We start from the raw sequence: 13,827 nt of genomic DNA, 5'->3' as shown, positions 1-13,827 counted from the left end.
CAAGGGATGCGTTCCCGGGGGGCAAGGTCGGTCATCCTACCGCGGCTCCTGTGCGCACTGCTCGCGACGCGGCAGAGACGCCTGTTCGGCTGTATCTGCCCCGTCTTGTCGAACTCCGGTGCTCTAGAGATACCGCACCGGCGCAGTGGCGTTGTAACCGAGGCTTCCATCGGCCCGCCATTGCGCCGTCACCACAATGCCGAACACGCGGCCGGGTCGCGCGGCATGGGCGCTGCTGTGGTGCAGGCCGTAGTAACTCTTGCTGCCGCCGTTGTAGTTGGGGTGGGCTACCGCGAATACCAGGCCTTTCCGGGCCACGATGTCCTGGCCGGCGGCATGGCCATTCTGGCTCATGCTGTACAGGTGATTGATCACCCAGCCGGGATCCATCTGGTTGTATCCGGTCGGCAGGAATGGCGAGAACAACAGGGTCGCGCCCGGACCCTTTGCCTCGACGATCAGATAGTCACGGATACCGTTGCCGTGCGTGTATTGCCATATCTGGTCGATGCCGGTGCCGGCATGCACATGTGCGCCCCAGGTCATCTGGTAGCCGGGATGGTTTTCCAGCACATACATCGCAGCTGCCGCTTCGCCCACCGCCTCGGTAATGCGCGTGCTCATGTAGGCCGTGCGCAGCGAATGGCAGACGTCGTCGAAGTGGGCACGGGCCATGACGTCGGCATCCGCCCCCGCCACAACCTGCGAGATCCCCTGCCATTGCGATCCATGGATGTCGAGCAGCTTGAACGGCATCCACACCGTATCGATCGCCGCGCCCCTCCAGCCCGTACCGATGGTGATGTCGGCGAAATAGGTCACACCGCCGTGCATGCCCAACGGCGGCCATGTGGTCAGCGGCGGGGCGGCCGAGGCGCGGCCGACCGTGCCGCTGTACTTGTGTACCTTGATCTTGACCACCTTCTGCGACTTGAAGGTGTACTTGTCGTACTTGTGGTTGACCTTGTGGTAATCGACCTTCTTGCGAACCCTCAATACCCTGCCCATGAGCTTTCCCCCTTTTGTTTGCGACGATCCGTGACGGCAAGCGGGAAAACCTCTGCATTCGAACGCGGGCGCCTGAGTCACGATTGCCGATTCGATGAAGCCGTAGTGCCAGGTCCTTGCCGGTTTCCTCCCGGTCAAGGTCCGCATGATTGTAGACGGAACTTCTTTGCGGAAATCCCGAATAACCCCTGTGTGCTCGTCAGCTTGTTTTTCGAGACTCCATCGCATGCGGTCGTTCGCGTTGTCGGCGGCATCGATACGAAGAAAACTCCGACGCGGCGTGTCGGCGTGTCGGCATGATCGGGAAGGCGTGGCAATCGATTGTCGCGTGTTGTCTCTACACCTCTTCGCCGATTGACAGGATGAGCCAAGCGCGTAGTTTGACGCGCCAATGTGTTCTGCACTTCCGGATGCTGGAGTCGACCCACGGCTTTGAATCTTCGTGACCGAAACACCTTGGCGGCACATCTGGGCACGGCGACCAACCTCAATTACATCGTCGGCTCACTATCCGTGGGCCGCGGCAGACTGAGGGGACAACGGCAGCCAGTCCACGAACCGCCCATGCTTCCAAGCTGCAGCCGAGGTGTGGCGCGCATCCATCGCGCCACACCTCCAGGATCAGTGCGGTTTCTTGACCCTCAATCCGCAGTGCTCTGCGAGGTCCATTGTTCCCAAAGCGGTTTCTTCTCCCAGCGCCTCCCACCAGGGGTTGCTTGTGCTGGTCGTCGCATATGCCGGTGCCTCTACTGGGGTGCTCCAGTCGACCTTCGGCAGGTCGTCGACTGCCGCGTCTCTCTTGTCATCGCTTGAGCCGCGCGTCTGGTTCACCACGAGGTAGCGATAACCCCCGTCTGCTTGATTGGTTGCTGCCCACTCGGACGTGACCCATACGCTGGCACTGTTACTGCAATCATCCGAGCGGTCTACGTCCAGTTTGATCGTAGCCGTGGTACTCCTCTGGCCGTCACTTACGGTGTAGGTGAAGTTGTCGGTGCCACTGAAGCCGTTGGCCGGCCGGTACAGATAACGGCCATCGTCCGTGCGGGTCAGGGTGCCGTTACTCGGGTTGGTGAACGACAAGCTGAGGGCATCGCCGTCGACATCGGTGACGAGGCAAGCGAAGTCGATGCAAACGCTACCGTCCTGACGAACCCCGAACGTCGCATCGCGAGCGATCGGCGCGTCGTTCACCGGCGCGACGGTGATCGTGACCCTGGCCAGGTTGGAGCCGTCCAGGTCGTCGTAGGCGCGGTAGGTGAACGTGTCCGTGCCCGACCAGTTGCGATCGGCCAGGTAGGTCCAGGTGCCGTCGTCGTTGCGGCACAAGCGACCGTGTTCGGGGCCGCAGACCACGCAGGCGCCCAGCGCGTCGCCATCGGCGTCGCTGTCGTTGGCGAGCACGTCGATCTTCACCGGTGTGTCTTCCTGAGCGGTGATGGTGTCGTCCTGGGCCATCGGGCTCTGGTTGGCGGTTACGGTGATGGTGACGGTGGTGAGTGCCGAGTCGAGTTCGCCGTCATTGGCGCGATAGGTGAAGGTATCCGTACCTACGTAGCCGCAGCCGGCGGTGTAGCTGAAGGTGCCGTCGGCGTTGCGGGTGAGCCAGCCGTGGCGCGGGCCACACACGATGTCGGCTGTGAGCGCCGTGCTGTCGATGTCCGTGTCGTTGGCGAGCACGTCGATCACGACGGTCTTGTACTCGCGCACGCTGACGTTGTCTGCCTGGGCGACGGGAGCGTCGTCGACCGGTAGCACGGTGACGGTGAGCGCGGCGACGGTGCGGGCCACGTCACCGTTGGCGGTTTCGATGGCCGTGGCTTCGACGGTGAGGTCGAATGTGCCGTTGAAATTCGCCGGTGGCAACAGCGTGAGCGCATCGAGCGTCCAACTGGAGATGTCAGCCGAGGTGGCGCCGGCCGCGGCAGTGAAACTATGCGTGCCGTCGCTCAGGGTCGCGCCGACGGGCAGGGCACCAACCGTCAGGCGTAGCGCCTCGGAGCCGTCGGTGTCGGCCAGGGCGGCCTGGATCGCCGACAGCGGGATGGCAGTGTCCTCCAGGCCGGTGTTGGCCGGCAGTGCCTGGGTCAACACCAGGTTGTCCAGCATGGCACCGCGACCGTTGGCATCGCGCTTGGTCGCTTCGGTGACGATGCTCAAGGTCTGCGGTCCGCCCGTGCCCACGAAGCTGAAGCTCAGCGCCTGCCATGCCAGGGAATCGTCCGGACTGGTGCCGGCGTAGTGGGCGATTTCCACGCCGTCGACGTAGATCCCGATGGCGGTGTAGTCGGCGCTGTAGCCGATGCGGCCGGCGTAGTCGAAGCTCAGCGTATAGGTGGCACCGGCCATGGTGTCCACTTGGCGTTCGATGCCGATGGTCTGGTTGCCCAGGCCTTGGGCATCGTTGAGCTCCAGCCAGTTGTGGCCGCCGTCGGTGGCGGCGTGGACCTCGACGGGTCGGCCGTGCGGGCCGTCCATGCGATCGCCCTCGGACCAGACTTCGAAGCCGTTCCAGCCACCCCAGGTGTGATCGGGCTGCTTGACCAGGTTCCAGCCGTCCAGGCTGTCGCCATGCATCAGCGTGGAGGTGGGGCTACGGTCGTCCACATCTTCCCAATCGGTACGGAACACTTCCTGCGTGGCGCCGGGACGTTCGGTGAGAGAGAGCGTGGGCGCATCGGCCACAGGCGTGATGTCCACGAGCACGCTGGCCAGCTCGCTCAGCAGCTCGCCATCGCTGGCGCGGTAGTCGAAGCGGGCGTAGTGCGACTGGAGATTGCCGGTGCCATCGCCGCCGAAGCCAGCCATACCCGAGGCATTGGCAGCCGGTACGAAGCGCAGGTGGCCCGCGTCGATATCAGCCGAGGTCAGAGTTTGCCCCCTCGTGGCGGCAACCCAGGCAGCGCCATCGTAGACCTGCAACGTGCCATCCGTCGGTAGCGAGGCCAGCACGATCGAAAGCGCACTACTGTCGATGTCGCTGACCGGGAAGTCGCTCCAGGCGAAGACGTAGGGCGTGTCTTCCACGCCAGTGACCTGGGTCGAAGCCGCGGCGACCGGCGCGTCGTTGACCGGCGTGACGTTGATGGTCAGGGTCTTGGCCGTCGGATCGGTGTCGAGACCGCCGTGGGTGGTGCCGCCATCGTCCTGCACCCGGAAGGTGAAGGAGGCATAGGCGTCGCCGTTGGCGTTGGGAGCGGCCAGGAATTGCAACAAGCCGGCGGTGATGTCCGCGGCGTTGATGCGCTGGCCGGCCGTAACCGCTTGACCGTCGAGGGTCAAGCTACCGGCCAAGGGCAGGTCACCCACGATGATGGCGCTGAAGGCGTTGGCCGGTGCATCGTCGGCATCGGCGAAGCCGAAGTCGCTGACCTGGAAGGCGTAGGGCGTGTCTTCCAAGGTCGTCACGGCGGTGCTGGCACCGGTCGGCGCATCGTTGACCGAGGTCACGTCGATGGTGAACGCGCGGGCCGTCGGGTCGGTGTCGACACCGCCGTTGGCCGTGCCGCCATCGTCCTGCACCTGGAAGGTGAAGGAGGCATAGGCCTTGCCGTTGGCGTTGGCAGACGGCACGAACCGCAGCAGGCCGGCGGTAATGTCTGCCACCGTAATGCGCTGGCCGGCGATGACCGCCTGGCCGTCGAGCAGCACGCTGCCAACCAGCGGCAGGTCGCCGATCACGACAGCAGCAAAGGCATTGGCCGGCGTGTCGTTGCCATCGGCAAAGCCGAAATCGCTGGCCTGGAACACGTAAGACGTGTCTTCCAGTGTGGTGACGGTAGTGTTGGTGCCGGTCGGGGCGTCGTTGACCGAGGTGACATTGATCGTCAGCGTCCGGGCGATCAGGTCGGTATCCACACCGCCATTAGCCGTGCCACCGTCGTCCTGCACCTGGAAGGTAAAGGACGCATAGGCGTCGCCGCTGGTGTTGGTGGCTGGGAAGAACTGCAACAGACCCGCGGTGATGTCAGCCACCGTGATGCGCTGGCCGGCCACGATGGCCTGGCCGTTGAGCGTCAGGCTGCCGAGCGACGGCAGGTCACCCACGACGACAGCAGCAAAGGCATTGGCCGGCGCGTCGCTGGCATCGGCGAAACCGAAGTCGCTGGCCTGGAAGACATATGCCGTGTCTTCCAGCGTAGTCACGGTGGCGCTGGCACCCATCGGCGCATCGTTGACCGACGTGACCGAAATCTGCACGGTAGCAACGGCCGAGTCCAGCTCGCCATCGTTCACGACGTAGCTGAAGCTGTCGGCGCCATTGAAGTTGGCGCCCGGCGTGTAGCTGTAGGTGCCATCGGTGTTGACCACCAATTGTCCGTGCACTGGTCCATCGACGATTCGCGGCGTCAGCGTCGTGCTGTCCACATCATGCGCCTGCGCCAGCAGGTCGATGATCTGCGGCGTGTCCTCAAGCGTAGCCGGCGCCAAGTCGCTGGCGACGGGTGCGTCGTTGACCGGAGTGACAGTGATATCGACCGAGGAGACGTTCGAGTCGATCTGACCGTCGCTCAGCTTGTAGGTGAAGCGGTCCGGGCCGAAGTAGTCGGCGTCGGGTGTGTAGGCGAAGGTGCCGTCGGGGTTGATCGTCACTTGCCCGTGTGCCGGACCATCGACGACGACCGGTAGGAAGCCCGGCTGGTCAGCAGCGATGTCGTTGGCCAGCGCGGCCACGGTCAGCGGCGTGTCCTCGGCGGTCTGTGCCGTGTCGTCATAGGTCTCGGGCACACCGATGTGCAGGTCGCGGATGGTGACCTGGCTGCGCGCCTCGCCGAAACCGAGCAGGTCGAAGGAAAGGTTCACCGCCGTGCCGGCGGCGATGCCACGCAGGTCGACGACATAGGTTCGACTGCCGTCGGCATTGGCGACCACGCGCACTGCACTGGACAAGAACGCCTGGCCGTCGCCCTGCAGGTTGAGGAAGCTGTCGGTGTGGCTGAGGCCGATCGAGCCCAGCAGCGACGCGCCCGTGTTGGCGTCGAGCAGCGCGACCTCGAACGCGTCCTCGGGAAGATTGCCCGAGTTGACCAGCGAAGCGCTGTCGACGGTGAAGCGAAGGAATTGGTCGTTGGGGCCTACGGTAAAGATCTGGTTGATCCGCGTCTGGCCTCCCGCGATCTCGTCGAGCACCACCGAGCCGTTCCCCGTGACCGCCTTGCCGTCGACTTTCCAGCCGTCCGTGCCGTTGAAACCGGAGTTGACCAATCCGTCAGCCGGACCATTTTGCGCATCAGCCCGCGCGACCATGAATTCCGGGGCACGAAGAGCAAGCGATCGCATCTCATCCGCCTGCGTCGACGCCAACGCATGAGCGCCGGAATCGGCTGGTTGCGTTGTCACGGATTGCGTCATCAATTGGCTACCCGCGGACTCCGTCGTCTTGTCCAGACTTGTCGGGAGACGGCGGTCGCCAGGGGTCATGTACGGATACATGCAATCGGAGGAGCGCATCACGTCCTGCGCACCCGCGACATGGCCGAGTTCATGAATCAGCACGGTCAAAAGATCCATTTTTCCGTACGCCGCGCCGGATTCCTTGGCAACAAAATGGGAGCTGGAGCCATCCACCGGGTCGAAAGCACCTGCTCCCGGTGCGCCGGTGTACCAACCCCAGCCTGCCCCAGTTGTATCCAGAGTGATGCTATTGCCATCGGTCTTGCCGACCAGCAGATCCTCCAGATCGGCAATCGACACAGTCACGTCCTTGAAGACTGATTCGGGGACGCCAAGATTCGTCCAGTAGGAGATGGCAGCTGGCAATAGCGCGTTCACGTCGCCAAGCGACAGCTGTTGCTGGGTTCCGGGGCCAGCCATGATGGCCGCATCCGGCAAGGGCACGGCAATTTCTCCGCCGTTCGTCAGTGTCGATGCCTTGGACTGGACGGCAGACACGATATTGCCTTGGATGGCGTCGTAGAGCTTGCTGCCGCTGTACTGCCCCTGGAATTGCAGCGTCAGATCTTCAAGGGAGTACATCGGAAAATTGAACTTGAAGAACATCTGTTCGACTGGATCACCAATAGCGTTGGCGGTCGCCTGGTTGAGCATGCCCATAAGCTGCACGGCTTGTTGGGCGCGCATGTCGGAAGTAGGAAGCCCAGCTGTCATGTCACGCAACCGGCTCACCTGGTTGGCGTACCAGGTGATCGCCTGCGACGCATCCATCGAAGCCTGCGCTGGCGCGGTAAACAGAACATCGCCTTGACCGTTTTTCACATCCGTGCCGGGTTCGACAGGTGGAATGCGATAATCCTGCGGGGCGACCGTGGTACCGGCATGGGTTATCTCCGTGCCGCTACCCTCGCCCGGCTTGTCGTCGCCGAGATGCAGGAAGTACTGAATCGCTTCTCCGGGTGATTTATGGAGAACCGCGTCAAGAACATGCCCAAGCTCTTCTTTCAGCTTGGCGTAGGCGGGATTGAAATAGGCTCCCAACGCGCTGTCAGCGAGCTCAAACCATTTGCCGGCATCAGGAGAGAATATGGAAATAATATCCTTCCAGTTTTCAGGGTCGGTAATGTTGTAATTGTCATCTATTCCGTAGTGGTAAAGCGCGACAGCCGCCTTGGCTATTCTCTCTGATATTCCCTTTATTTTCTCCATATCCTGGACATAGTGCGGCAAGTCGACCGCAATGGAAATTTTCCGCGCGACGATCCATTCGTTCGTGGCAACGACCAGCCGCTTTTCGAATCTGATCTGGACCAGAGATTCGAGTTCCATGAATTTACCACTGGCTGCCAGCGCTCCTGCGGTCGCGGTTTCCACGGCAGAATCCAATAAGGCATCGACCATGGATTCGCCAATTTTCTTGGCGTTTTCGTGATGCACCTTATCCAGCGTCCATCCCTCCGTGGACATTTTCTCGATATTCTCATGAAATTCAGTTGCGAGGCCTGAATCATATTTGGTGTCAAGGACGCTCCACAGCACAGCTCCCATTGGGCTCATTTCGGACAAGAGATCCAATGGCTTCACCACGGGCGCAAGTGGCGTGTACTGGATGTCATAGACCGGGACTCTTCCTTCTGCAGAAGCCAGTTCCACCGGCAAACCAGAGGGGTTGTACCCGGCGACCGTCCACAGCGCGTAGAACGACTCCGTATCCGACGTTCCCTTGTATTGGGATGGCGTCACCACTGGCATCATGGTGCCGATGCCGGCCGAAGTGCCATCGTAGAACCGATCAATGGGACGGCTCAGTGGATCGATGTTTTTGCCGCGCCAGTAATCCCACTGGCCGCGGGCATTGATTGCCGCCTGGACGAGCGCCGCGGCATCCCAGGTATACAGCGAGAAATACGACGCGGCGAACATGTCGTAGTCGGGCTCGTAGTTCCATACCTTGGCATAGAGCAGCCCATCTGCACCGATGGTGAGATCTTTTATGGATGCGCCAGCCATTGCACTGGTGGCTCCAAGGTAAACGGGTGCGCCATCCTTCCCGAATGGATCTTCGATGACGCCTATTTTTCCGCCTGTTTGATAAGGGGGAAGTGTCGACAGGCCCGTGACCGTGGGGTCGTAGTACCAGAAGTTCCGGTCAGAAACCAGGGCATATTCCTTGCCGTTGTATTCCACGATCACCACGTCTGAAGCGCCACGGATGTTCTCGCGGAAATGGTCGCGGTGAATCCCGTACTTTTCCAGCGACACTGCGGTGGAAATGGTATTGGTCGTCACGGTCTGTGAGGCGTCGATCCTGCCATTTTCGTCCAGCGGCAACTGAATCGTGGTCACGCCGTGATCCACGGCATGTATGTTGGTGACCACGAATTGACCGGGCTCCTTGCCCGAAACCACATTCCAGGTCGCGTTGTCGTAACTGGGCGATTGGTAAATTTCCGCGCCGACCGAAATGGCGTTGGCAACTGTCCCATTCTCGTCGATGCTGTTCAGGTCGATGAAATCGATACGCCCACTCAGCGATGTAGCCGCCATGTAGCTGTTGTCATTGATCGCGATCGATTCGAAGCCGCCCTTGATCTGGTTGCCACCGGGCAGGCCGCTCAGTCCCTGCTGCTGCTCGAAGAACTGTGGGGACGTTCGGTCAATGTTGATGCGCATCAAGCCGCCGCCAACATCGTCGGCCGAGGATTTCAGGATGGAAAGATTTGCGCCGTCCGATTGCAGCGAAACATAGAGCCAGCCGTCATGGGCGATCAGGCCGCTGATCTCACCTTGGCCGGAGACGACGGGGATCGTGTACACGATGGATCGCGTCATCATGTCGATGACATAGATTTCTCGACTTCTAAAGGAAGCTACAAAAGCGAGCGAACCATCTTGCGAGTACGTGACCATGTTCGTGCCCAGACGCCCGGGCTGGATGGGGTTCCCGTTTTCGTCTTTGGTGATGGTTGCACGTGTTTCGACGGGCGCGCTGCTATCGGCGGTAGCTTGACCGGTACCCTTGAAGATGTAGATCGCGTTGTCCGAGGTGGCAATCGTTTCCCCCTTGCTCCCCGTGAAGGCAGCCACCAGGTTGCTGCCGACGCTTTCGTAGTGATCAACCGACCCGTCGCTGGCCAGTACCGGTATTTGCCGGATTACCTTGATCGCCTCCTGGCTTAACGCCATTCCATCAGGGATATGTATGGTGATGGTTTGCGCCAGGCCATCCGAACCGGGTGCACCGGCAACGATTTCATCCCATACCAATCCCCTGTCCGGGGTCAATTGACCGTCGTCGAAGACGCCCGGCTGGACCAGTTGCGAACCATTCGGAATCAATCTGACGAGCAAGCGCCCGCTGCCGAAGTTTCCTGTGATCGTCAAGTCCTGCGAGGCGGCCTTGTACGACATGTTGGTGATGAAGGGAGCTGCGCTGGGATTCTGTAGATAGTCGCCGGGTACCGGGAAGGTTGCGTCGCTGGTGGACAATAGGTCGCTCACGGGGACGGTCGCTTGCGCGGTACCCGCAATGGTGTAGTCCAGTGCCACGATGGACTGCGCGGCATTTGTCGTCATCTGAACCAACAACCCCGCCAGGCTGGGCGATAAGGCTGCGCGGAAGCCGATTCCCATCGCTCCCATCCAATAGGCCTGCCAATCCATTGCAGCGCCTTTCAGGTGTACATCCTGCACGCCACCGTTCTGCACGGGTTGCTTGGAGACGGTCGCAAAATACACGCCCCCTACCGTGGCCCCACCGTAGGGCGGACTGGCGGTATGCGCCAATCCATCGGTCCCGATGACGCCGTCGTCGGCCAGCCACCATGTCTGATGAACGCTGCCGTCGGCCAGGGTGACTGTCCCCAGTCGCCAGAAATACACGGTGGTACCGGCCTCCAGTACTTTCGGTTCGCCGGTAGCCGGGTCGATGGGCGCATTGACTTTCAGGGCGAACTGGAGCGGGTTGCCTGCCTTTTCGCCGCCAATGTCCACCTTGACCGCGGAAATGACGTCGAGGAAGTCCGGTGCCGGCGCAGTCATGCCTACCGATGCCGCATCCACGCGCTGGAGCGAAACGTCGGCGTCATGGGCCACGCTGCCGCCGGCGACCATCAGGGTGTCTCCCTGCTCGTCCTGCGTGACAGCGCCGGCCTCGGCGTTCATGGCTACTGGGCCAACCGCTGGCACATTAACCGTCACTTGAATCTCGGCCTGGAGCCCGTCATGGATGATCGTGATGATGGCCGTGCCGGCAGCGTGCGCCTTGAGCAATCCGTCCGGTGTCACCGTCACAACGGAGGGGTTGCTTGAATGGTATTGAGTCCCAGTGGACGCCGCTGACAGGCTTTCGCCGGTATCCAGGGAAGAAACGTCGATCTGGCGTTGCCCAATCGCAGCGGCCAGGTTGATTCGTGGCGGAAAGACGTCCAGCTCGTTGCCCTGTATGGCCAACGGAGCTTCGCCGTCGGCATTGACGATCAACGCGTTGTACGCGCTTATGCCATGCGCCGAGATGGTGACCAAGGTCGTGCCATCTTCCCGTGCGTGCAGTATCCCGCCGGCCATCACCGTGACAACGGATGGGTCGGATGAAACGACGGTGAGGTAATCGATCGGGAGGACGACGTTTTCCTGGTCGGCGAAATCACCCGTCACTACCAACTGCTGACGATCGCCAGCAGCCATTGCCGGGATGCGTTCGACATGGATTGCAGTCAGCGCCGCAGAGCTGACGTTGATGTTCAACGTAATCGGCGCACTGGATGCGTAGCCGTCATCGGCACCCAGGGTAAGCGTAGCGGCGCCGCTGTAGCCGGCTTCGGGGGTGAAGATCACCGCTTGGCCATCGTCGCTCAGGATGGCGGTGCCGTGGGTAGCGCCGAGCACGCGCCAGAACACGTCGTCGCCTTCGTAGTCCTGGGCGATGGAGGCCAGCGGGATACGCACGGCGAGGTCGGCGTGGGTGAGGGTGGCAGGTGCATTGACGGCGTTCACCGGTGACTGGTTGGCGCGCCAGCCGTAGTTGGCGTAGAGGACCTGGCGGTCGGTGCTGTCGACCTGACCGTCGCCGTTGAGGTCGGCCCCAAGGTGTGTACTTGCGAGGTCTTGCTCGAACGCGGCGCTGTCGGCGCCGTCGATGGCGCCGTCACGGTTGAGGTCGCCCGCGACCGATACGGTGACGGTTGCCGTGCCGGCGCCGGTCAAGCGAATCAGCTTGAGCCCAGCTTCGGTGACGCGCACCAGCCAGGTCTGCACGCCGTTGTGCACGGTGCTGCCGAGCACGTCGGCGCCGACGATCTGAAGGTTGGCGTTGGGGTCGCTCAGGCTCACGCTGATGGCGAGGATCAGCGCACCTTGCTCGCCCGGCACCTTGATGGTGGAAGCCAGTTCGCTGTCGCGGACGGTGAAACCGAGTGCCGTGGTTTCGCCGCTCGTCAGAGTGCCGGCCCACGTGTTGGCCGTGCTGCTGCCTTGCCAGCTTGCGGCGGTGCCCAGGTTGGCGGCGAGCACGTCGGTGAAGGGCGCACCTTGGGTGTCGTAACCGTACGGCGTGCCGAAATCGTTGCCGCCCAGAGCGCGGGCGAGGACGAGACGGCCTGCCGTGTCGTAGCGGTAGACGACGGTACGGGTGGTGCCGGCGGCGTCGGTCGGGCCGGCGATGCGGGCGATGCGACCCTGGCTGTCGCGCAGGATGTTGATGCGTGCAGAGGCGTCGCCACCGACCAGGGCGATGCCGGTATCGGAGACCAGCCATTGCATGCCGTCGGCGAAGGTCACGGCGGTGACTTTGCCAGCAGTGTCGAGCGCGTAGATCGTGCCGTCTGGCGCGGTCAACTGATAGCCGCTGGGTGTCCAGGGCAGGCCGGTGAGTTCGTCGTACAGACGGTCACCCATGCGTTGCAGGTGACTGCCGTCGACGGCCTCAAGCTGCCAGCCCTGATCGTTTCCGAAGCTCGCGCGATAGACGATGGGCGCAGCCGGCGAGGTGTCCAGCGGGGTACCGACGACGTCGAGGGTGAAGCTCAAGTGGGTTGATGCCTGCGGTGAGGTCAAACTCGCGGGCAGGGTCAGCCACAGGCGTGCGCCGACCGTCCAGGCGGCGCTAGCGCCGCTGGCGGTGGTGGCGCTCTGATCGGTAGTCAGGTGGCTGTCGAAGCCGGCAATGGCCCAGTTGCCGAAGTCGCCGCTGCCCAGAGTGCGCTGGAGCGCGAAGGCATGGCCGCCGAGCATGTAGGTCGCGTCGGTGGTGCTGGCCGCGGGCGCGGTCTTCTGCGCGGTGTCGATAATGACGCGCGCATCGATCTCGCTGGTGCGGCCGGCCAGATCCCACGCGGTCAGGCGCAGCTGGTACACGCCATTGTTGAAGGCGGCGGGATCGAGGCTGGCGAGCGCCAGTTGCTGGTCGATGGTGGCGGCGTCGAGCGACTGCTCGGCGAGTGTCTGCCACTGGTCGCTGCCGGCCGCTGCGATCTGCAGCCGGTAGCCCATGGCCTGCAGTTCATCGAGCGAGGCTTGCAGGGCGGCGGGGCTGGTGATGTCGAGCGGACGGCCATCGAGCGTGGCGCCCTGCAGGACGCCGGTCCACGCAAGCGCGGGGGCACCGGTGTCGGCGGGGTCCTTGATGCGCAGTTGCCTGTCCAGCGTGCGGGTATTGCCGTCGGTGTCGGTGGCGATCACGCGTACGTCGATCAGGCCGGGCTGGGTAGCCTGCACATGGAAGCGACCGGAACTATCGAGCGCCACGGTCTGCCACGTGTCGGTACCCAGGCCGGTGCCGCGCACCTGGGCGATGACACTGGCGATGGCGCCGAAGCTGCTCGCGCGCACGGTGACCAGCACCGACTGGCCGGGGAGTGCCGGGGTGCTGGGGACGCTGTCGATGAGCACACTGGGCGCGTTGGCGCTCCCGTCGGCACCCACGCGGACGACGAAGGTTTGCTGCGTGGTGGCGTGGCCATCGCTGACCTGGGCCGTGATGACGACGTCGCCCACTTGGCCGGGACCCGGCGTCCACACGAAAACCTTGGCCTGGGCGTCGTAACTGGCGCCCTCGGGCAGGCCGAGGACGCTCACGGTCAGGCCGTCGGTCTGCGTCGCGCCGTCCGGGTCAGTGACCGTCAAGCCATCGCTGGCGCTGCCGCCGAAGTGGACGGGCAGGGTCAGCGTCTGGCCGACCACGGCTAGGTGGTTGGCCACGCCGAGGGTGGGCGCGCGGTTGCTGTCGAACACGCGCACGTGCACGATCCGCGTGGTGGCGAGCGTGCCGTCGGTGGTTTTGAAGGTGAAGCTGAAGTCGCGGTTGTCGGCGCTGGCGTTGTCGATCACGCCGTAGCCGGGCGTCCACTCGAAGTAGCCGGTTGTCGGGTCGAAGGCGATGCCGGGCGGGGTGGTGTCGTCGTAGACCAGGCTGGCGTTGAGCGGGTC

The 13,827-nt window shown here is 62.9% G+C and carries 2 protein-coding genes (1 of these 2 cut by a window edge); both read right to left on the bottom strand.

Annotation, left to right across the window (positions count from 1 at the left end; genetic code table 11):
* Positions 1-123: 123 nt before the first annotated feature.
* Complete coding sequence (locus CIW53_RS14095; RefSeq protein ID WP_149365355.1) at positions 124-1,008, bottom strand: hypothetical protein; 885 nt, start codon at positions 1,006-1,008, stop codon at positions 124-126.
* Between the two features lie 621 nt (positions 1,009-1,629).
* Positions 1,630-13,827: the final stretch of a tandem-95 repeat protein gene (locus CIW53_RS14090; protein ID WP_172969679.1), read on the bottom strand. 24,840 nt of this gene lie beyond the right edge of the window; 12,198 of the gene's 37,038 nt are visible here — the last part of the coding sequence; its start codon lies beyond the right edge, outside the window; the stop codon is at positions 1,630-1,632.

Origin of the sequence: Rhodanobacter sp. T12-5 (assembly GCF_008329435.1) — a bacterium.
In the GTDB taxonomy this organism is placed as follows: domain Bacteria; phylum Pseudomonadota; class Gammaproteobacteria; order Xanthomonadales; family Rhodanobacteraceae; genus Rhodanobacter.
The sequence above is the reverse complement of the archived record's forward strand: the minus strand, read 5'-3'. Positions and strand labels throughout refer to the sequence as shown.